This is a genomic window from Pseudomonas viridiflava (assembly GCF_001642795.1).
Taxonomy (GTDB): Bacteria; Pseudomonadota; Gammaproteobacteria; order Pseudomonadales; family Pseudomonadaceae; genus Aquipseudomonas; species Aquipseudomonas viridiflava.
Genome location: NZ_LKEH01000026.1, coordinates 341,668 through 363,212 on the forward strand (window position 1 = coordinate 341,668; position 21,545 = coordinate 363,212).

Consider the following 21,545-nt stretch of genomic DNA (forward strand, 5'->3'; position numbering starts at 1 on the left):
GTCGAGCTTCACGCGGCGCGTCAGGTCGCCCTCACCTGCTGCAAGGTCATTGAGCGCCGCGATCAGCAGATGCAGCTTGCTGACCACACGACGGCCCAGCACCACTGCCAACAGAAGCAGTACGCCGAGACCGATGACGGCAAGTCCGACGGCGATATTCCAGCGCAAGGTTTGAGCAGCGTCCTGAACGGCAGAACGGGTATTGCTGGCCATCGCGGTTGCTGCTGCTTGCGCGGACTCCAGACGAGTACGCAGCGCCGCTGAACTGTCTTTTGAAGCACCCGCCAGGCTTTCTGATACCAACTGCTCGCCACTGGTGATCAACGTGGCGAAACGCTTGTCCAGCGCAGCCAGGTTTTCCTCGACCGTCGCCGTCGAGACGCCCATGCGCACCTTGCCGATCTCGACACCGTTAGGACTGATGGAGGCTTCGACGTAATACACCGACGGATCGTTTTTCGCAGCGTTGAGAATCTTGTCCATCGCCCGCTCGCCCTCCCCCTTGGCGAGAAGCGCCTTGACCAGGGGATTGTCGCGGTTCATGTAGCGCGTCAGGTGCTCTCCCGCCGCATCGTCATACACCACGAACAGCACATTGGGATTGCGCTGCGCACGGCGGGCAAACTCCGACAGTGTTGGCGTGTCGTTGTCCCACATGGCACGCGGCGCAACCGCAGCCAGCAGTTCTGCCATATCTGTGGCGGATTCCCTGAGGTCTTTTTCCAGCGTGGCCCGCAGTTGCGCCTGCTCTTCTTTCAGGCGCGTGGACAGGCCGGTACTGAGACGCTGACGGGTACTGGTAGAAAGCGCATCCAGACTGGATGTCACTTCACTACTCGCCCGCTCCAGCTCGGACGAGACATGTTGCGAATCTACCCCCAGCCGATTGGCCAGATCCGCTTCAAGCGCGGTGACGGTGCTCCGGGTGAGCGCAACCGCGACCACCACCTGCACCAAAAGGGCGATGCCCAGTGCAATGAACACCGGGCGCAGCAAACGACTTTGCAAAAGAGATAACACAGCCGACACAGGAGAATCCCTCCAACCTGAGCGCCATTAAAATAGTGGCACTTTTCTGTCGTTTGTATAGCAAGGGCCGTGCCGTGATGCAATTCACATTTCGCCCGTCCCTAGAGGATCGGACGCGGAGCGTCCTGAGCGGCATTCCCACGCAGAGCGCGAGGAACGATCAGTGGTGCCGTGCCCATGCTCTGAATGAGCTACAAAAAAGGGCCGCACATGGCGGCCCTTCTTTTTGCAGCTGACGACGTGTTACGCGAAAGGGTGACGCAGAACGATGGTTTCGTTGCGATCAGGACCGGTCGAGATGATGTCGATAGGTGCGCCTACCAGCTCTTCGACACGCTTGATGTAAGCGCGCGCATTGGCTGGCAACTGCTCCAGCGTCTGAGCGCCCAGCGTGGATTCGCTCCAGCCTGGCATCTGCTCGTAGACCGGCTCCAGACCCAGGTAGCTGTGGGCATCGGTCGGCGCGTCGATCACCGCGCCGTTTTCATTCTTGTAACCCACACAGATGTTGATGGTTTCAAGACCGTCGAGCACGTCCAGCTTGGTCAGGCACAGGCCCGAGATGCTGTTGATTTCGATAGCACGACGCAGGATGACGGCGTCGAACCAGCCGCAACGACGGGCACGACCGGTGGTAGCACCGAACTCATGGCCACGCTTGGCCAGGAAAGCGCCAACGTCATCGAACAGCTCGGTAGGGAACGGACCCGAGCCGACGCGCGTGGTGTAAGCCTTGGTGATACCCAGAATGTAATCCAGGTACATCGGGCCGAAACCCGAACCGGTGGCGATGCCGCCAGCCGTGGTGTTGGAGCTGGTGACGTACGGATAGGTACCGTGGTCGATGTCCAGCAACGAACCCTGAGCGCCTTCGAACATGATGTCCTTGCCGTCGCGACGCATCTCATGCAGCGTGGCGGTGACGTCGAGCATCAGGGGTTCGAGCATGTCGGCGTATTCCATGCACTCGTCGAGTGTCTTCTGGAAATCGATCGCAGGCTCTTTGTAGTAATTGACCAGCACGAAGTTGTGGTAATCCAGCAACTCGCCCAGCTTGGACGCGAAACGCTCACGGTGGAACAGGTCGCCGATGCGCAGACCGCGACGTGCAACCTTGTCTTCGTAAGCCGGGCCGATGCCGCGACCGGTCGTACCGATCTTGAATTCGCCACGAGCCTTCTCACGCGCCTGATCCAGCGCAACGTGATACGACAGGATCAGCGGGCAGGACGGGCTGATGCGCAGACGCTCGCGCACCGGAATGCCTTTCTCTTCCAGCTTGATGATTTCACGCAGCAGTGCGTCGGGAGCAACCACCACACCGTTACCGATCAGGCACTGCACGCCTTCGCGCAGTACACCGGACGGAATCAGGTGCAATACGGTTTTCTCACCGTCGATCACCAGGGTGTGACCCGCATTGTGGCCACCCTGATAGCGAACTACGGCGGTAGCATGTTCGGTCAGCAGATCAACGATCTTGCCTTTGCCCTCATCACCCCACTGGGTGCCCAGGACTACGACATTCTTACCCATAACACTCGTCCTCATTCACGCAAACTTGGTGCCGGCGGCGGCCGGCAGGAATACTCAAGAAGCCAGCGGCATTACCTGCCAGTGCTCGCCATGCTGAATCAATTGCCGGTCACAGTCGGCTTCACGTGCCGCGCTTACCTGCTGCCCAGGCAACGCCTGAACCACACGTTGACCTTCGCTGCGCAACTGGCAAACCTGCTGCCAGAGTGCTGCATCCGTGCTGTCCGGCATCCAGATGCCACCGGACGGTAATACGATTTCTGCCTGTCCCAGCGTGACCAGGGTTTTCAGGTCAGTGGAAAAGCCGGTGGCCGGACGTGCACGGCCGAAGTCGGCGCCGATGTCGTCGTAGCGACCGCCCTGGGCAATCGACTGCCCGACGCCCGGCACAAAGACCGCGAACACGACGCCGGTATGGTAGTGATAGCCACGCAGCTCACCGAGATCGAAATACAACGGCAACTGCGGGAAGCGCGCTGCGAGGCGGTCGGCGATGCTCACCAGATCGTCCAGCGCAGCGAGCACGGGTTGCGGCGCACCGGCCAGACGATCACGGGCCGCAGCCAGGACTTCATGACCACCACAAAGGTCGACCAGCGCACGCAGCATCGACGCAAGCTCCTGCGGCAGATTGGCCGTCAGGGCGATCACTTCATCGATGGCCTTGCGTTGCAGCGCATCGAACAGCTGTTGCTCAACTTCGCCCGACAGACCGGCAGCACGCGCCAGCCCACGATAGATACCGACATGCCCCAGATCCATGTGCACATCCGGCACATCGGCCAGTTGCAGCATGGCGAGCATGAGGCTGATCACTTCAACGTCACTGCTCGGGCTTGCATCGCCGTACAGCTCGGCGCCGAGCTGGATCGGGCTGCGCGAAGACGACAGCGCGCGGGGCTGGGCATGCAGAACACTGCCTGCGTAGCACAGACGGCTCGGGCCTTCACGCTTGAGGGTGTGTGCATCAATGCGAGCAACCTGCGGCGTGATGTCGGCACGAAAGCCCATCTGCCGACCCGATTGCGGATCGATGACCTTGAAGGTGCGCAGATCCAGATCCGAGCCTGCGCCAGTCAGCAGAGACTCCAGATACTCGATATGCGGGGTGACGACGAACTCATAGCCCCAGCTCTGAAACAGATCCAACACCTGACGGCGCGCTACTTCAATACGCGCCGCTTCCGGTGGCAGTACTTCTTCGATGCCATCTGGTAGCAGCCAGCGGTCAACCGTTGCCATTACGCCATTCCCCTATGATCCGGGCGGCCAGCCTTGAGGCCAGCCTTGAGTGAAGCAGAAAGTGGTGCGCTGTATGACGGGCACGACAAACGCCCGAGACAGGCCTTGCAGACCACTTTCCTCGAAAAATCTTGCTGATCGCCACGCGGGCTTCAGCCAATCAATCGTGCAGACGCAAAAAAGCCGGGAATTTCCCGGCTGCCGCATGATACACACGTTTTACCGAACGATCACCCCACCGGACGGTTTTGCCGCCCGGCGGGGTAATTTATTACAGCCAGATATTACGGCTTGGCTTTTTCCAGATAGCGGAAAAACTCGCTGTTCGGGTCAAGCACCAGCATGTCACTCTTGTTCGCGAAGCTTTCACGGTAGGCGCGCAGGCTGCGATAGAACGCATAGAACTCCTGATCCTGACCGTAAGCCTTGGAGTAGATCGCCGCTGCCTGGGCATCACCGTCACCGCGCGCTTCTTCAGACTCGCGATAGGCTTCGGCCAGCAGCACACGGCGCTGACGATCGGCGTCGGCACGGATGCCCTCAGCCAGCTCGTTACCCTTGGCACGGTGTTCACGGGCTTCACGCTCACGCTCGGTGCTCATGCGCTCGAAAACACTGCGGTTCACTTCCTTGGGCAGGTCGATAGCCTTGACGCGAACGTCGACCACTTCGATACCCAGCTCTTTCTCGGCCATGCGGTTCAGGGAACCGGTGATGTCCGCCATCAGTGCGTCACGCTCACCCGACACGACTTCGTGCAGGGTGCGCTTACCGAACTGGTCACGAAGACCCGATTCCAGACGGCGCGACAGACGCTCGTCGGCAATCTGCTTCAGACCGGAAGTTGCCGTGTAGAAACGCTCGGCATCCTTCACGCGCCATTTGGCGTAAGCGTCGACCATCACGGCTTTCTTCTCCAGCGTCAGAAAACGCTGGGTCGGAGCATCGAGGGTCAGCAGACGGCCGTCGAACTTGCGCACCTGGTTCACGTAAGGAACCTTCACGTGAAGGCCCGGCTGTACATCAGCCTGCACCACGCGACCGAATTGCAGCAGAACTGCGCGTTCGGTCTGGGACACGATGTAGAAGCTGTTCCAGGCAATGACTGCCAGTACCACACCAACAATTAGGGTGATCAGCGATTTATTGCTCATCAGCGACTCTCCCTGGTACGTACATCGCGCTGCTGAGTATCGGTCGCTCGCACGCCGGCATCAGTTCCAGTCGCGGATGAACCACCGGTACTCGAGGTGTTACCGGTACCGCTGCGACTGTTTTCCATCATCTTGTCGAGCGGCAGATACAGCAGATTGTTCTGCCCTTTATCACCGGTCACGAGCACCTTGCTGGTATTGCTGAAGACTTCCTGCATGGTGTCCAGGTACAGACGCTGACGGGTCACTTCAGGTGCCTTGCGGTATTCGGCGACCAGCTTGGTAAAGCGGTCAGCCTCACCCTTGGCACGGGAAACCACTTCGTCGCGATAACCGTTGGCGTCTTCAAGAATACGCTGGGCCTGACCACGGGCTTCCGGGATCACACCGTTGGCGTAGCTTTCCGCCTGGTTGCGTGCACGCTGCTCGTCTTCACGAGCACGAATCACGTCATCGAACGCTTCCTGCACTTCACGCGGCGCAGCAGCACTCTGCACGTTGACCTGAGTCACGGTGATACCGGTGCGGTAGGTGTCGAGGAAACGCTGCAGGCGCTCCTTGATCTCGCTCGCCATCAGTTCGCGGCCTTCGGTCAGCACCTGGTCCATCGCCGTGGAACCCACGACATGGCGCAACGCACTTTCAGTGGCGTGCTGCAGGCTGATCTCAGGCTGATCGACGTTCAGGACGAAATCCTGAAGGTTGCTGATCTTGTACTGCACGGTCAACGGCACTTCGACGATGTTCTCGTCCTCGGTGAGCATCTGGCCCTGCTTGCTGTAGGCACGTTCGCGAGTCACGTTTTCCATGTACTTGCGATCGAACGGCGGGAAATAGATGTTCAGACCCGGACCCACGGTTTCGTGGTACTGGCCGAAACGCAGTACAACCGCCTGTTCCTGTTCGTCGACGACATAGATCGCGCTGTAAAGCCAGAAAGCGACGAGCACGACCAGGCCGATGCCGAGCAGGCCGAAGCCGCCGCCCTTGCCTGAACTTCCGCCACTGCCGCCATCACCACTGCGTTTCTTACCGCCGCCGAACAGCCCATTCAGGCTTTCCTGCAGCTTACGGAAGGCCTCGTCGAGATCAGGTGGCCCCTTGCGGTCGCCGCCACGGCGTTTACCACCCCAGGGATCTTGATTATTCGAGTTGCCACCCGGCTCATTCCAAGCCATAGCGCTCTCCATCTGATAAAGCAAAGACGCACCATCGGCGCGCCGCCCCATGCTACAGAATGCCCGCGAAAGCCGTACAACGGCTTTCTCGTGCTTTTATTGCAAAGTGTGTTGCTCGATGAACTCCAGCGGCTGCAATCCTTCGCGAGTCACCAGACGATTGAGTTCAACGCGCGGTATACGCACTGCCAGAAGACTTGAGCCTTCCTCGTCGTGCGTCTCGCTCTGCACGGCACCCAGCTCGAAGAACTGGGCACGCAGTCGGGCAAGACGCTGAGGCAGACACAGGGTGCCGACGAACAGATCGTCACCCAGCAGCTCGGCCACGGCCTGCTTCAGCAGGTCCAGCCCCCGACCATCACGGGCAGACACCCAGACACGTTGCGGCTTGCCATCGGCATCACGCTGTATCTGAGGCTCTACGCCTTCAAGCAGATCGAGTTTGTTATAGACCTCAAGTATCGGCAAGCCCTCGGCACCGATCTCGCCAAGCACGGCAATGACCTGCTCGATCTGCGACATGCGGTCCGGCTCGTGGGAGTCGATCACATGCAGCAGCAGATCGGAGTTGCTCGATTCTTCAAGCGTGGCGCGGAAGGCTTCGACCAGTTTGTGCGGCAGGTGGCGAATGAAGCCCACTGTATCGGCCAGCACGATCGGGCCCAGGTCGTCGAGTTGCAGACGACGCAACGTCGGGTCCAGCGTGGCGAACAGCTGATCGGCTGCGAACACGTCGGAATCGGTCACGGCGTTGAACAGTGTGGATTTACCGGCGTTGGTGTAACCCACCAGCGAAACCGAAGGGATGTCGGCGCGACGACGGCCGCGACGGGCCTGATCACGCTGACTGCGAACCTTCTCGAGACGGCCCTTGATCTGGCGCAGACGTACCCGAAGCAGACGACGGTCCGTTTCGAGCTGGGTTTCACCCGGTCCACGCAGGCCGATACCACCCTTCTGACGCTCAAGGTGAGTCCAGCCTCGCACCAGACGGGTACTCATGTGCTCAAGCTGGGCCAGTTCGACCTGCAGCTTGCCTTCATGGGTCCGTGCGCGCTGGGCGAAGATATCCAGAATCAGACCGGTACGATCAAGCACGCGGCACTCGAAAACACGTTCGAGGTTACGTTCCTGACTGGGCGTGAGGGTGTGATTGAAGATCACGATGTCGGCCTGCTCGGCCTTGACCTGGTCGCGAAGCTCCTCGACCTTGCCAGAACCAATCAGGTATTTGGCGGATGGCCGATGACGCGGCACGTTGATAAACGCGACGGTATCGGCGCCAGCCGACATGGCCAACTCCTGAAACTCCTGCGGATCTTCGCGCGCCTCAGGGTCCTGACCATCCAGGTGAACGAGAATCGCACGTTCACCACCGCTGTGGCGCTCAAAGAACAAGGCAGACTCCTATCAGGCGTTACCTGGCTCGGCATCGGCGCCGTCAGCGTCGGTGGCGCTGGGCAGACGAATCGGACGAACCGGTACGACGGTGGAAATAGCGTGTTTGTAAACCATCTGGCTGACAGTGTTTTTCAGCAAAATGACGAACTGGTCGAAAGACTCGATCGTGCCCTGCAGCTTGATACCGTTGACCAGGTAGATCGATACCCCGACCTTCTCTTTACGCAAGGTATTCAAGTAAGGGTCTTGTAGCGAATGCCCTTTTGACATGTGCCGCACTCCTTTAAGGATCAATAAATAATAAATCGAATTCGATTGGCTTACCGGCCACCCCCCAAGGATAGACGGCTATTGCAAGGACTCAGCCCAATATGGAGACCGATCCCAGGTATTTCAAGGCGCGTGGCAGATTGTCGCTGGCCAGGCTGTCCAACCAGTGCAAATTCTCCCAGCTGCGAAGCCAGGTAAATTGCCGTTTGGCCAGTTGGCGCGTTGCAATGATGCCGCGCTCCTGCATTTCATCCCGTGTCAGCTTTCCATCCAGGTGATCCCAGACCTGGCGATAACCGACGGCTCGTATCGATGGCAGACCTGAATGCAGGTCGCCTCGTGAGCGCAATGCCAGTACTTCGTCCAGAAACCCCTGGTCCAGCATTTGCAAAAAACGTAGTGCGATGCGGTCATGCAGTACCTTGCGATCAGCCGGAGCTATCGCAAGATTCGCGACAGTATAGGGCAATTGCTGACGCCCCGATGCCGCTGCTTCGGTACTTTGCGCAGTTTGTTGCTCGCGGTGTGCGGTCATGCTCGTTCCGCTGACGCGATAAACCTCCAGTGCACGGATCAATCGCTGCGGATCGTTGGGGTGAATACGTGCCGCCGACACCGGGTCGACCACCGCCAATTGATCATGCAACCACTGCCAGCCATGGGCCAGCGCATCGGCTTCGAGCTGTGCCCGAACCTGCGCATCCGCCGCCGGCATATCCGCCAGTCCGTCCAATAGAGCCTTGAAATACAACATAGTGCCGCCCACCAGCAAAGGAATATTTCCCCGGGCGGTGATTTCAGCCATGGCGGCCAGTGCGTCAGTACGAAAATCAGCCGCCGAATAGCTCTGAGACGGGTCGCGTATGTCGATCAGGCGGTGCGGAAATTCGGCCAGTTGCGCCTTGGAAGGCTTGGCCGTGCCGATGTCCATGTCGCGATAGACCAGCGCCGAATCGACGCTGATCAGCTCACACGGCAGGACCTTGGTGAGTTCGATTGCAAGATCGGTCTTGCCCGCTGCGGTTGGCCCCATGAGAAAGATGGCCGGAGGTAAAGCATTCATTCATTGTCCGCGCAGGAATAATTTATCCAGATCGTTGAGCCCCATCTGGGTCCAGGTAGGACGACCGTGGTTGCATTGCCCGCTGCGCTCGGTGTTTTCCATGTCGCGCAACAAGCCGTTCATTTCCGGGATCGCCAGACGACGGTTGGCCCGGATTGCGCCATGACAGGCCATGGTGCCCAATAGCTCGTTCATGTGCGCCTGCACCCGGTCACTGGTGCCATATTCCATCAGGTCTGCGAGCACATCACTGACCAGCCGGTTGGCCTCGGCCTGCTTGAGCAACGCCGGGATCTGTCGGATGGCCAGCGTCTCGGGGCCAAGACGCTGCAATTCGAAACCCAGGCGCTGGAAGGTCGCCAAGTGTTCTTCAGCACAATCCGCTTCACGCTGACTGACCGCGATGGACTCAGGCACCAGCAGCGGCTGTCCGCTCAGGCCTTCGTTGGCCATGGCGATTTTCAGGCGCTCGTACATGATCCGTTCATGGGCGGCGTGCATGTCCACCAGCACCAGCCCGTGGGCATTTTCAGCCAGGATGTAGATGCCTTTGAGCTGCGCGAGCGCATAACCCAGCGGTGGAATATCAGCAGGCGAATCTGGCAACGACGTCGGCGTGGTGCCCGGCAGCGGCGCGAAAAACTCGCGGTAGGCGCTTTGCACTTCGGCGACTGGCGCACCCGGCGAAGCAGGTCGCGGCGAGTATTGATACTGATAGCCGCCGCCCGAGCCGGAGCCTGCGGGACGTGCATAGGTCTCGCCCTGCGGCTGTTCGAGCACGTTATTGGCCAGACGCATCTCGCCCTGCGGCCCGAACTCGCCCGCTTCGGGGCCGGTCGGACGCACAATCGCTGTCACAGGTGCGCTGCCGGACAACTGATCTTCCGGCCGAACGTCACCCAGCGCACGGTGCAGCGTGCCGTACAGAAAATCGTGCACAGTGCGTCCGTCACGGAAGCGCACTTCGTGCTTGGTCGGGTGAACGTTGACGTCTACAGCCGCCGGATCGACTTCGAAAAACAGCACGAAGGTCGGGTGACGGCCATTGAACAACACATCGCGATACGCCTGACGCACCGCATGGGCGACGAGTTTGTCGCGCACCGCTCGGCCATTGACGAAGAAATACTGCAGATCTGCCTGGCTGCGAGAGAACGTCGGCAACCCGACCCAGCCCCACAGATGCAGACCGTTACGCTCGATCTCGATCGGCAGCGCCTGCTCCAGGAAGCCCGGTCCGCAGATGGCCGACACGCGACGCGCTCTGGCGGTGTCGTCATGGGCTTCGTGCAGACTGAGAATAGTCTTGCCGTTATGACGCAAATGGAAGGCCACGTCGAAACGCGCCAGCGCCATGCGCTTGATCACCTCCTGAAGATGATCGAATTCAGTCTTTTCAGCCTTGAGAAACTTGCGGCGAGCAGGCGTGTTGAAAAACAGATCACGCACTTCCACGGACGTACCGACCGGGTGCGCAGCGGGCTGCACACGGGGCGCCATGTCGCGACCTTCGGTCTCGACCTGCCAGGCCTGATCCGCGTTTCGGGTGCGGGACGTCAGGGTGAGACGTGCCACCGAACTGATCGATGCCAGGGCCTCACCGCGAAAGCCCAGGCTCATCACGCGCTCAAGGTCTTCCAGATCGCGGATCTTGCTCGTCGCATGGCGCGCCAGCGCCAAGGGCAGGTCATCCGAAGAGATACCGCTACCATCGTCGCGCACTTTCAGCAGCTTGATACCGGCCTGCTCTACATCGACGTCAATGCGTCGCGCACCGGAATCGAGGCTGTTTTCCAGCAATTCCTTGATCACCGACGCAGGACGCTCGACCACCTCGCCCGCCGCGATCTGGTTCGCCAGTCGCGGACTGAGCAGCTCGATGCGAGCGGCGTTCAGGATGGCCTGTTCGATTTGCGGCTCGACGCCTTCAAGCAGAAGGTCGCTGCTGGCGGCTTCTTCATTCATGGCTGTGTTGCAACCTCGGAGCTCGGAATGCGCAGGTCCTGACCGATTTTCAACTCATCGGTCTTCAAGCCATTGGCGCTGCGCAATGTGGCGATGTTCATGTCGTAACGTGCCGCCAGCATGGCCAGCGTTTCGCCGGAGCGTACGACATGATTGCGCGGGCCCTGGGCCAGCTTGCCGTTGTCTCGCAGCCAGGCGATGTAAGTGCCCTGTGGCGGGTTCTGCTGGAAGAACTGCTTCACGCCGGAGTTGATCGAACGCGCCAGTGCCTGTTGATGCGAGGCCGAGGACAACTTGTTGGCTTCGTTGGCATTGGAAATAAAGCCGGTTTCCACCAGGATCGACGGAATGTCCGGCGATTTGAGCACCATGAAGCCTGCCTGCTCGACACGGGACTTGTGCAGCGAAGTCACCCGGCCGATGTTGCTCAGGACTTTCTGGCCGACGTTCAGGCTCGACGACAGCGATGCCGTCATGGACAGGTCGAGCAGTACGCCCGCCAGCATGCGGTCCTTGTCATCGAGACTCACGGCACCGGCACCACCAATCAGGTCGGAACGGTTTTCACTGTCCGCCAGCCAGCGTGCGGTTTCGGACGTTGCACCACGATCAGACAGGGCGAACACCGACGCGCCAAAGGCCGCCGTGGACGGCGCAGCGTCGGCGTGAATGGAAACGAACAGGTCCGCCCCCTTGGCGCGGGCGATCTCGGTTCGTTTGCGCAACGGGATGAAGTAGTCGCCGGTTCGCGTCAACTCGGCGCGATAGCCCTTCTCGGCATTGATCTGACGTTGCAGCTCACGCGCAATCGACAGCACCACGTTTTTCTCTTTCTCACCGCCCCTGCCGGAAGCACCCGGATCTTCGCCACCATGACCTGCGTCGATCACGACCACGATATCGCGCTTGCCGTTGGGCACCGGCGTCAGCTTGACTTCAGGCTTGGACGGGCTGATCGGCACCGCTGGCGCAGTGTTCGCAGGGGTGTCTGCAATCGTCGGCACCGGCGTCGGGTTCGCGTCGGCAGCGTTGTCGAACAGATCAACCACAAGGCGGTTGCCATACTGCTGATTCGGCGCCAGCGTGAAACTCTTTGGCGTCACGGCCTTTTTGAGGTCGATGACCACGCGCAGATCGGTCGCAGTGCGCTGCGCAGAACGCATGCTGGTGATCGGCGTGTTGGCGGTCGACACATTGAGCGGTCCGCCCAATGTCGCGCCATTGATGTCGATCACCAGACGGTCAGGTGAAGTCAGGGTAAATACGCTGTGCTGGACAGGTCCTGAAAGGTCGAATACCAACCGAGTGTTGTCCGGCGCTCGCCATAAGCGGACACTTCGTACTTGCGTAGCGGCCAGCGCTTCGACAGCCAAGGCCATCAACAGCAGACCTACTACAGTAACCAGCGCGCGCATGCGCATACCTAACCCCATATCTATTTGAATTCCAAAGCCAAAGTGGCACACCAGCGTTCGCCAAGCGAACCCGTGGGGCTCAATATCACGGAACGACCTTCTCCGTGCGGGCTAATGGTAATGGTCAGGTCAGGCTTTGGCAAAAAGCCTGCACCACGCTGGGGCCACTCAATGAGACAAAGTGAGTCACCGTCGAAGTAATCACGCACGCCCATGAACTCCAGTTCTTCTGGATCGACCAGGCGATACAAGTCGAAGTGGAAAACCTTGATCGACCCTATTTCATAGGGTTCAACGAGGGTGAAGGTCGGGCTCTTCACAGCCCCTTCGTGCCCGAATCCACGTATCAGGCCTCGCGAAAGCGTGGTCTTGCCCGCGCCCAGATCCCCGTCCAGAAAAATGACGCCCACACCCTCGGTGACCTGCGCGAGGCGTGCGCCGAAAGCCATCATGGCCTCTTCGCCAATCACATGCAGCGTTAAATCAGACACGGTTTCAGCTCCTCCAGTAACTGACGAATGGCGGGAATACTATCGCTGGCTGCCATGCCACGACCCGATGCGCCGATTTTCTGGCCAGCGCTGGCATGCAGCCACACCGCCAGACAGGCCGCATCGAACGCACTCATGTGTTGAGCCATCAGCGCACCGGTCAGCCCGGCCAGCACATCGCCAAGGCCTGCTGTGGCCATGGCAGGGTGACCGCGATCACACAGCGCCAGTCGCCCATCGACATCAGCGATCAGGCTGCCTGAACCCTTGAGCACGCAGACGGCATTGAATGTACGCGCCAGCGCGTGAGCTGCAGCGGCGCGGTCGTTCTGCACCTCCTGAGTACTGATACCCAGCAGGCGCGCCGCTTCACCGGGATGCGGGGTGATAACGCTGTTCTTCGGCAGGACCACCTGCCCGGTTGCCAGTTGATTGAGCGCATCGGCATCCCAGACCTGCGGCCGATCTGCGTTGGCTGCCGCAGACAGCAGGCTGCGCCCCCAACTGTCCTGACCCAGACCAGGCCCGACAACCAGTACGCTGGCTGCCTCGATCAGCGTCATGAGCTGGTTGGCCGAGTGGATGCCAGCGCTCATGATCTCGGGCATGCGCGTCAGCGCGGCGGGCACATGTTCGGTGCGGGTCGCCAGCGTGACCATGCCTGCCCCGCTGCGTAACGCGCTTTCGGCGCTCAACAATGCCGCGCCGCCGAAACCGTGATCGCCACCGATGACCAACACGCGACCATACATACCTTTATGAGCAGTGCGCGGCCGAGGCGCCAGAAAAGGCAGGCTGGTTTTGTCGAGTCGTTTTGCGGTCACCGGCGCCTGGGCGACGATGGCCTTGTCGGCCTGTAGATCATCAAAGATCAGTTGCCCGATCAGGTCGGGGGCATCGCCGGTCAGCATGCCCATTTTCAGGCCGATAAATGTCACGGTGAGGTCTGCTCGGACGGCGACACCCAGGCAATGCCCGGTATCGGCACACAGCCCCGAGGGAATATCCACCGCCGCCACCGGCAAGCCGCTGGCATTGATCGCCTCGATAGCTGAACGATAAGGATCGCGCACATCACCCTGAAGCCCTGTACCCAGCAGCGCATCCACCACGATGCCAGCCATGGCCTGATTGGCCCAGGGCTGGATATTGACGCCCGACGCAGCGGCGTAGGCCAGTGCAGCGTCGCCCTTCAACGCAGCAGGATCACCGACGGCCAGTACACGCACCTGCCAGCCGGTCTTGTGGGCCAGCGAGGCCACCAGATAACCGTCTCCGGCGTTGTTGCCATGCCCGGCCAGCACCGTCAGCTCGCTCGCTTCGGGCCAGCGCCTGCGGATCGCCCGCCAGGTTGCGTGCGCGGCGCGCTGCATCAATTCGAAGCCTGGCGTGCCTGCGGCAATCAGCCGGGCATCGAGGTCACGCACCTGCGCAGCGCTGTACAGCGCGTCGGGTAATTCGGGTTTCGTGTCTAACATGCGTCTCTAGGCTCCGATGTCTGGCAGAATTATACGCACCTTGTCTCTGGTTTCTCTCTGCGCATGTCCGCTATTACCGCTGAACTTCCCACCGCTGACGACCTTGTCACCCTTGCGCAATCGATCAAGGCGTGGGGCCGTGAGCTCGGCTTTCAGGAAGTCGGCATCTCAGGGCTCGATCTGGCAGAGCACGAGCAGCATCTGCAGCGCTGGCTCGAAGCGGGCTATCACGGCGAAATGGACTATATGGCAGCCCATGGCAGCAAACGTTCCCACCCTGACGAGCTGGTGCCGGGAACGCTGCGGGTAGTATCGCTGCGTATGGACTATCTGCCAGGCGACACCGAAATGGCTCAGCGCCTGACCGAGCCTGAAAAAGCCTACGTGTCCCGCTACGCCCTGGGACGCGACTACCACAAGCTGATCCGCAAACGCCTGCAGCAACTGGCAGAGCGCATCCAGCAAGCCATCGGTCCGTTTGGTTTCAGGGCCTTCGTGGACAGCGCGCCGGTGCTGGAAAAAGCAATCGCCGAACAGGCCGGTCTGGGCTGGATCGGAAAGAACACGCTGGTGCTCAATCGCAAGGCCGGCAGTTTTTTCTTTCTCGGCGAGCTGTTTGTGGACATCCCGCTGCCGGTCGATCCGCCACACGCCACCGAACATTGCGGGCGCTGCACGGCGTGTCTCGATATCTGTCCGACGGCAGCCTTTGTCGGCCCTTACGTGCTGGATGCGCGCCGCTGCATTTCCTACCTGACCATCGAGCTGAAGACCTCCATCCCCGAAGAGCTGCGCCCTTTGATTGGGAATCGGGTATTCGGCTGTGATGACTGCCAGATCGTCTGCCCCTGGAACCGCTTCGCCCGCCCCACCGACCAGAGCGACTTTCAGCCGCGCCACAACCTGGACAACGCGGGGCTGGCCGAGCTGTTTCTGTGGGACGAGGATAAATTTCTGAGCAGCACCGAAGGCTCACCCTTGCGACGCGCCGGGTATGAGCGGTGGTTGCGCAATCTGGCGGTCGGACTGGGCAACGCACCTTCGACCATTCCCGTGATAGAAGCGCTGGAAGCCCGGCGTGATTATCCATCCGAGATGGTCAGAGAGCATGTGGCGTGGGCGCTGGGCAGGCATGGGCGCTCCTGACGCATGTGCGATCAGTTAAGCCCCCGCACCCACGCGCGTTAGAGCGCCCATCAGATCAAGGCTCATCCTTGTAGACGAACTTGGGCATTTCCCAGTGGAAACGGATCGCCAGCAGGCGCAGCAGCAGGCCGCCGAACAGGGTGATCAGCACGCTTTGCTCGGAGGGCAACTCCAGATAACCGCACAGCAGGAAGCACCACGCGGCGAGGAACGAGACGCTGGCGTACAGCTCGCGACGGAAGATCAGCGGAATGTCGTTGCAGAAGATGTCCCGCAGGATGCCGCCGAACACACCGGTAATCACCCCACACACCGACGCGATCAGCATGCCATGCCCAGCTTCAAGCGCAGTCATGCAGCCAATCAATGTGAAGGCCACCAGCCCGAGCGCATCGAGCACCAGAAACAGCGAGCGCAGATGCCGCATCAACGGGGCGATGAAAATGGTCACCAGCGCCGCAATGCTGGTCAGCACCAGGTATTCCGGGTGCTTGACCCAGGTCAGCGGGTAATGGCCGATCAGCACATCACGCACCGAACCGCCACCCAACGCCGTGACGCAGGCGATCAGCACCACGCCAAACCAGTCCATGCCGCGTCGTCCGGCCGACAGCGCGCCGGTCATGGCTTCAGCAGTGATTGCAATCAGGTAAAGCATCAGCAACATGGTGACGACTCGGCGACAAGGGCGCGCAGTTTAACCAGCGCCGTTGTGCGCCGAAAGGCTTATGCACTGAAAGGGTGCAGCGAAGGTTCATTCGCTGCACGGACCTCACGTGTTACTTGATGAAGTGCTCGCGGTAAAAGCGCAGTTCGGCAATCGACTCGCGAATGTCGTCCAGCGCCAGGTGCGTACTGCCCTTCTGGAACTTGAGGTTCGGCGACCAGCGCGCGGCCAGTTCCTTGAGGGTCGAGACGTCGAGGTTGCGGTAGTGGAAGTAGTGTTCCAGGGTAGGCATATGGCGATACAGGAAGCGACGGTCCTGGCAGATGCTGTTGCCGCAGATCGGCGAACTGCGCTCAGGCACCCATTGCATGATGAAGGCCAGAGTCTGCGCCTCGGCATCCGCCATCGTCACCGTGCTTTCACGTACGCGCTGGGTCAGGCCCGAGCCGCCGTGCTGACGGGTGTTCCACTCGTCCATTCGCGCCAGCGTCTCATCGCTCTGATGAATCGCGAGTACCGGACCTTCGGCCAGGGTGTTCAGCTCACTATCGGTGATGATCGTGGCCATTTCGATGATTACATCGGTGTCAGGGTCCAGACCGGTCATTTCCAGGTCGATCCAGATAAGGTTCTGCTTGTTCTGCATATCACGACTCCTCAGCGTAGGCGCGCAGTTTAGCTTACCCGGCCGTGCTAGACTGCCGCCCGATTCAACGTACTGCCTATTCATCTGCTTCATCACATCGGAACACCCATGGCCAAACGCCAACTCAATCGTCGTCAGAACTGGCGCATCGAAAAGATTCAGGGCGAACGTGCTGCCCGCGCCGCGAAACGCGAGTCTGTCGCGCTCGAAACACTCGAAGGCGGTGACCTCGGCCCGGAACAGACCGGTCTGGTGATCGCCCACTTCGGCGTTCAGGTCGAAGTCGAGGCCCAGGAAGGCGAACAGATCGGCCAGGTGTTCCGCTGTCATTTGCGTGCCAACCTGCCCGCACTGGTGACCGGTGATCGCGTGGTCTGGCGCGCTGGCAATCAGGGCATCGGCGTCATCGTCGCCCAACTGCCCCGCACCACCGAACTGTGCCGTCCGGATTCACGCGGCCAGCTCAAGCCGGTGGCAGCCAACGTCGACCTGATCGTCATTGTCTTCGCCCCGATGCCCGAGCCGCATGCCAACCTGATCGACCGTTATCTGGTCGCCGCCGAGCATGCCGGGATCCATCCGCTGCTGCTGCTCAACAAGGCTGACCTGATCGACGAGCAGAACGCTCCTGCGCTCAACGCCTTGCTGGCGGTCTACCGCACACTGGGCTACCCGGTGCTGGAAGTGTCTGCGCATCACGGCGACGGCATGCAGCAGCTGCAGGCGCGCCTGGATGGTCATATCAGCGTGTTCGTGGGTCAGTCCGGCGTGGGCAAGTCTTCGCTGGTCAACAGCCTGCTGCCTGAAGTCGGGACGCGTGTCGGCCCGTTGTCGGAGCTGTCCGGTCAGGGCACGCACACCACAACCACTGCGCGACTGTTCCACTTTCCGCGTGGCGGCGACCTCATCGACTCGCCGGGCATCCGTGAATTCGGTCTGGGGCATGTCAGCCGCGCCGACGTGGAGGCGGGCTTCATCGAGTTCAACGACCTGATCGGCACATGCCGCTTCCGCGATTGCAAGCACGACCGTGAACCAGGCTGCGCCCTGCTCAAGGCCCTCGAAGACGGACGCGTTCAGCAGCAACGCATGAACAGCTATCGCTCGATCATCACCAGCCTGCCGGAAGACAGCTACTGAGATACCTGTCTGCACCGACCTTCTGCCGAAAACAAAAAAATGCCGCGATGATCGCGGCATTTTTGCAGGTGTCAGGACTCAGTTCTGGGTCGGCTCGACCTTCAGCGTGCCCTGATCGAAGATGTTCAGCTTCTGCCGAATCTCATGGGGCTGGGCATAGGCCTGCGGATCGACCGGCGCAGGCGCCGCCGAAGCGCCAGGCACTGCACCCGGTGCTGGCGGGGCAGCAGGCGCCTGCGGGGCACCACCAGAGTTTTGAGCACCTTCAATACGTTCCTGAGCCTTTTTGGTCAGCACAACGATATCGATACGGCGGTTCACGGGGTTGGTCGGGTTTTCACGGTCATAAAGCGCCGATGAGGCATAACCGACCACGCGTGCCACCTGCGGATCCGGATAACTGCCTGCAACCAGAGCACGGCGCGCAGCGTTGGCCCGGTTGGCCGACAGTTCCCAGTTGCCAAATCCGCCATTGCCTACGAACGGCGTGGCATCGGTATGACCGCTGATGCTGATCTTGTTGGGCACGCTTTTGATGGTGTCAGCCATCGCCAGCAGAATGTCCTCGAAGTAAGGCTTCAAGCGCGCACTGCCGGAATCGAACATCGGCCGGTTGTCAGCATCCATGATCTGGATGCGCAGACCGTCCTGCGTGATCTCGAACAGAATCTGGTCCTTGAACTTCTGCAGTTGCGGGTTCTCTTCGACCTTGTTCTGCAATTCCTGCAGAAGCATTTCGAGACGTTCCTGCTCGACCTCTTCAGCCTTGGATTCCGAGGTGTCGGACTCTATCGGCACCGTATCCGGTGAAGGCGTGGTTTTCACTTCAGGGTTGAGCGTCTGGTTGGGCGACATTTCCGGCGAGCCGCCCAGGTCGATCACATAGGGCGAACCACTGTCTGAGAACCCGACCGGATCCTTGAAGTAACCGGCCACGGCAATCAACTGCTCGGGCGTGGCGGAGGACATCAGCCACAGCACCAGAAAGAACGCCATCATGGCCGTCGCGAAGTCGGCAAAGGCGATTTTCCACGCGCCGCCGTGATGCCCTCCACCGAAGCGCTTGACGCGCTTGATGATTATCGGCTGATTATTTTCCATGGCTTAGCGACCGCGAACCGCTTGTTCCAGCTCACTGAAGCTGGGGCGATGCAGCGGATACAGTACCTTGCGGCCGAACTCGACAGCCAGTGAAGGCGGCATGCCGGAGGCCGAGGCCACCAGAGAAGCCTTGATGCATTCGTAGACGTTCATTTCTTCCTTGGCATCGTGAGCCAGGGAAGTGGCCAGCGGACCGAAGAAACCATAAGCCGCGAGAATACCGAAGAAGGTACCCACCAGCGCCGCACCTACGTGCATACCGATGGCCGCCTTGTCGCCCGAACCCAGGGATGCCATGGTCACCACGATCCCCAGTACCGCCGCCACGATACCGAAACCGGGCATGCCGTCGGCAATACCGGTGATGGCGTGCGACGGATGCTCGAGCTCTTCCTTCATGCTCAGCAGTTCCATGTCGAACAGGCCTTCCAGCTCGTGAGGAGCCATGTTGCCCGAGGACATGATGCGCAGGTAATCGCAGATGTACGCCGTCATGCGTTCATCTTTCAGTACACCTGGATATTTGGCGAAGATGGGGCTTGCGGCCGGCTCTTCGATATCCCCTTCAATCGCCATCATGCCTTCGCGACGGCTCTTGTTGAGGATCTCGTAAACCAGCCCCAGCACCTCAAGGTAATAGGCGTGGGTGAAGCGTGTGCCGAACATCTTCAGCGACTTCTTGAACACGTGCATGGTCATGTGGCCAGGGTTGGCCTGCAGAAATGCACCCAGCGCAGCACCGCCGATGATCAACACCTCGTAGGGCTGAAACAGGGCCATGATCTTGCCGTGAGACAGGACGTATCCGCCGAGGACACTCGCGAAAACGACAATGATGCCGATAATTTTAGCCATAGGAGAAAATACTTTACTGAGTCGGGTTCAGGGACAGTCCGGAAGTTCTTGAAACTCTTCTTCTCCTTATCGGCCTAACTGGGCCAGACTATAGGCAGTTATTGCTAAAAAACCAGTTCCGCCCGGAATCGCGGGATCGAAAAAGGCTGTCGCGCCCCAGAACGCTGGCAGCCTCCCAGCTCGAAAATCAGCTGCACAGGGCATCGAATGTCGACAACGCATGTTCCACATCCGCCGGTTCCAAAGACGCTTGAATCCTGGGTCAGACTGCTCGACGGCGTCGATCTGCCAGTGCCTGCGGCCAACCACGACCGGGTTCGTGCGGCACTCAATGACAGTCGCCGCTCGTTGCGTGAAATTGCGGAAATGATGCAGGAAAGTCCTGCGCTGGTGCTCAGCGTGATGCGCGAGGCCAATCACCACACGCACGGCATCACTGAACAGGCCGAGAGCCTGGAAATCGCGATCAACCGGCTGGGGCTGGCGCGTACTGAAGTGCTGCTGGGTCGTTTGCCGGCCAAGCCGCCTGAAGAAATTCCGGCGGCATTCCGCCAGTTGATCCTGATCAGCCAGCACGCCACGCAGCAGGCCAACGGGCTGTTCGCCAGCCGTCTGGCGCGACTGTGGCAGGACATTCATCTGGGCAGCCTGTTGTTTCTGGCACCACTTTGGCCGATGGCGCTTGCTTACCCCAAATTGCTGGAAGAACTCGAACTTCGAGTCATTCACAAAGGCCATTCCAGCATCGCCGTCGAGAAGGAACTGTTCGGCGTCAACCTGCTGGAACTGGCGCTGGCGCTGGCCGAGTTCTGGCGTCTGCCGGTCTGGGTGACCCGCGGCTACAAACTGCTGCTCAGCGAGCGGCGTGATCTGGTCAAGGTGCTGCGCATCGCGCGCGAAGATCAGGATCCCTTGCTGCAACAGCAGCTGATGGATGCCGACCCCAACCTGCGTCGCTGGCTCAACCAGCCCGCCAATACCGTATTGCTGGGCAACGGACTGGCGCTGGCCGCGCAGCACGCCTGGAACAGCCCGCACTGCCTGCGCTGGGAGCGACTCACCAGCCTGTACCTGCAGCAGCCTCTGGATGACGTGCAGCAGCAGGCCCACCAGAATGCGGCCAGCAGCGCACGCAATCACAGCGAAAAGGACTTGTGGCATCCGGCCGAATCGCTGATCTGGCCGTGGGATGCGCGACGCGTAAGGCGAGACAACGATCCTGCACCACCGCCCTCGGCCGACGCTCTGCAGCTCTGGCGCAAGCAATGCGCGGAACTGCTGCAGGACCCTACGCCGTTCATCAATGCCATGCACTTGACCACTTCTGCGCGCGAAGCGCTTGTCGCCTGCGGGATGCAAAGGGTCATGCTGCTGATGATGGACAAGACCGGAGCGGCGTTGCGCGTGCATCAGTCTGCAGGACTGCCGCCCGAGGCTTCAGCGATGCAGCTGTTCCTGAAGGAAAGCACCGTGCTGCAACGGCTTCTGACCCAGCCGACCCAGTTGCGCATGACACCTGCCAACATCGCCCAGTTTTCTGCCCTGCTGCCTGCGCCGCTCAAAACGCTGTTCAGCGGTCAGCACTGGCTGATTCGCTCCCTGAGCAGCAACGGCAAAGTCATGATGCTGGTGGTCGCTGATCAGGGCGGCGGTGCACTGTCGGAAATTTCCGTTCAGGCATTCGGAAAAACCGCGCAATGCATTGAACGCGCGCTGGGCATCTTTAGTCATCGCAAAGCCTGAGGCCTGGCGTACAATTCGCATCTTT

Annotated in this window: 18 protein-coding genes and 1 pseudogene; 3 read left to right on the forward strand and 16 right to left on the reverse strand. The window is 60.3% G+C overall.

The genetic code is table 11. The features are described from left to right. The 12 genes and pseudogenes from AO065_RS27845 to AO065_RS14465 form a co-directional block, all read right to left on the reverse strand. Positions 1-693 (reverse strand): annotated as a pseudogene (locus AO065_RS27845) (methyl-accepting chemotaxis protein); the annotation flags it as partial. 579 nt (positions 694-1,272) lie between these two features. After that, positions 1,273-2,565 carry an adenylosuccinate synthase gene (locus AO065_RS14415; RefSeq protein WP_004883574.1) on the reverse strand — a complete coding sequence of 431 codons (1,293 nt, stop codon included), beginning with the start codon at positions 2,563-2,565 and terminating at the stop codon, positions 1,273-1,275. Between the two features lie 54 nt (positions 2,566-2,619). Further along, the gene (locus AO065_RS14420; protein ID WP_004883573.1) at positions 2,620-3,807 is read right to left on the reverse strand and encodes an ATP phosphoribosyltransferase regulatory subunit; all 1,188 of its coding nucleotides are present in this window, start codon (positions 3,805-3,807) and stop codon (positions 2,620-2,622) included. 284 nt (positions 3,808-4,091) lie between these two features. Beyond that, complete coding sequence (gene hflC, locus AO065_RS14425) at positions 4,092-4,961, reverse strand: protease modulator HflC (RefSeq protein WP_004883571.1); 870 nt, start codon at positions 4,959-4,961, stop codon at positions 4,092-4,094. Continuing rightward, positions 4,961-6,139: an FtsH protease activity modulator HflK gene (gene hflK / locus AO065_RS14430; protein WP_004883569.1), complete on the reverse strand. Its 1,179-nt coding sequence runs from the start codon at positions 6,137-6,139 to the stop codon at positions 4,961-4,963. Before hflK ends, hflC begins: the two co-directional genes overlap by 1 nt. A gap of 96 nt (positions 6,140-6,235) precedes the next feature. Then, entirely contained in the window at positions 6,236-7,537 is a 1,302-nt protein-coding gene (gene hflX, locus AO065_RS14435) for a ribosome rescue GTPase HflX (RefSeq protein ID WP_004883568.1), read from the reverse strand. 12 nt (positions 7,538-7,549) lie between these two features. Then, positions 7,550-7,810: an RNA chaperone Hfq gene (hfq, locus tag AO065_RS14440; RefSeq protein WP_002551819.1), complete on the reverse strand. Its 261-nt coding sequence runs from the start codon at positions 7,808-7,810 to the stop codon at positions 7,550-7,552. A 91-nt stretch (positions 7,811-7,901) separates the two neighbouring features. Continuing rightward, complete coding sequence (miaA, locus tag AO065_RS14445; RefSeq protein WP_004883564.1) at positions 7,902-8,873, reverse strand: tRNA (adenosine(37)-N6)-dimethylallyltransferase MiaA; 972 nt, start codon at positions 8,871-8,873, stop codon at positions 7,902-7,904. Beyond that, entirely contained in the window at positions 8,874-10,772 is a 1,899-nt protein-coding gene (gene mutL, locus AO065_RS14450) for a DNA mismatch repair endonuclease MutL (protein WP_162234362.1), read from the reverse strand. A 62-nt stretch (positions 10,773-10,834) separates the two neighbouring features. Continuing rightward, positions 10,835-12,259 (reverse strand): N-acetylmuramoyl-L-alanine amidase, encoded by a 1,425-nt coding sequence (locus tag AO065_RS14455; RefSeq protein ID WP_004883560.1) that lies wholly within the window; start codon positions 12,257-12,259, stop codon positions 10,835-10,837. Positions 12,260-12,273: 14 nt separating this feature from the next. Next, positions 12,274-12,744 (reverse strand): tRNA (adenosine(37)-N6)-threonylcarbamoyltransferase complex ATPase subunit type 1 TsaE, encoded by a 471-nt coding sequence (gene tsaE, locus AO065_RS14460; RefSeq protein WP_004883558.1) that lies wholly within the window; start codon positions 12,742-12,744, stop codon positions 12,274-12,276. Then, positions 12,732-14,222 carry a bifunctional ADP-dependent NAD(P)H-hydrate dehydratase/NAD(P)H-hydrate epimerase gene (locus tag AO065_RS14465; protein WP_004883557.1) on the reverse strand — a complete coding sequence of 497 codons (1,491 nt, stop codon included), beginning with the start codon at positions 14,220-14,222 and terminating at the stop codon, positions 12,732-12,734. The genes tsaE and AO065_RS14465 overlap by 13 nt, the downstream gene beginning before the upstream one ends. Before the next feature lie 63 nt (positions 14,223-14,285). Here AO065_RS14465 and queG point away from each other — a divergent pair, with 63 nt between their 5' ends. After that, positions 14,286-15,368: a tRNA epoxyqueuosine(34) reductase QueG gene (gene queG, locus AO065_RS14470; protein WP_004883554.1), complete on the forward strand. Its 1,083-nt coding sequence runs from the start codon at positions 14,286-14,288 to the stop codon at positions 15,366-15,368. 55 nt (positions 15,369-15,423) lie between these two features. Here queG and AO065_RS14475 read toward each other — a convergent pair whose 3' ends face one another. Continuing rightward, positions 15,424-16,035, reverse strand: coding sequence for a trimeric intracellular cation channel family protein (locus AO065_RS14475; protein ID WP_004883552.1), 612 nt, complete (start codon positions 16,033-16,035; stop codon positions 15,424-15,426). A 112-nt stretch (positions 16,036-16,147) separates the two neighbouring features. Beyond that, positions 16,148-16,681 (reverse strand): oligoribonuclease, encoded by a 534-nt coding sequence (gene orn, locus AO065_RS14480; protein ID WP_004883550.1) that lies wholly within the window; start codon positions 16,679-16,681, stop codon positions 16,148-16,150. A gap of 108 nt (positions 16,682-16,789) precedes the next feature. Between orn and rsgA the strand changes: the two genes are divergently transcribed. Then, a complete protein-coding gene (gene rsgA / locus AO065_RS14485) occupies positions 16,790-17,821 on the forward strand; it encodes a small ribosomal subunit biogenesis GTPase RsgA (RefSeq protein WP_004883548.1) in 1,032 nt (343 codons plus the stop codon). Between the two features lie 78 nt (positions 17,822-17,899). On the opposite strand, the gene motB is transcribed toward rsgA, so the two are convergent. Further along, positions 17,900-18,922 carry a flagellar motor protein MotB gene (gene motB, locus AO065_RS14490; RefSeq protein ID WP_004883546.1) on the reverse strand — a complete coding sequence of 341 codons (1,023 nt, stop codon included), beginning with the start codon at positions 18,920-18,922 and terminating at the stop codon, positions 17,900-17,902. Positions 18,923-18,925: 3 nt separating this feature from the next. Then, positions 18,926-19,777 (reverse strand): flagellar motor stator protein MotA, encoded by an 852-nt coding sequence (gene motA, locus AO065_RS14495; protein WP_004883544.1) that lies wholly within the window; start codon positions 19,775-19,777, stop codon positions 18,926-18,928. Positions 19,778-19,984: 207 nt separating this feature from the next. On the opposite strand from motA, the gene AO065_RS14500 reads away from it, so the two are divergent. Next, positions 19,985-21,520: an HDOD domain-containing protein gene (locus tag AO065_RS14500; protein WP_004883543.1), complete on the forward strand. Its 1,536-nt coding sequence runs from the start codon at positions 19,985-19,987 to the stop codon at positions 21,518-21,520. Positions 21,521-21,545 lie beyond the last annotated feature (25 nt).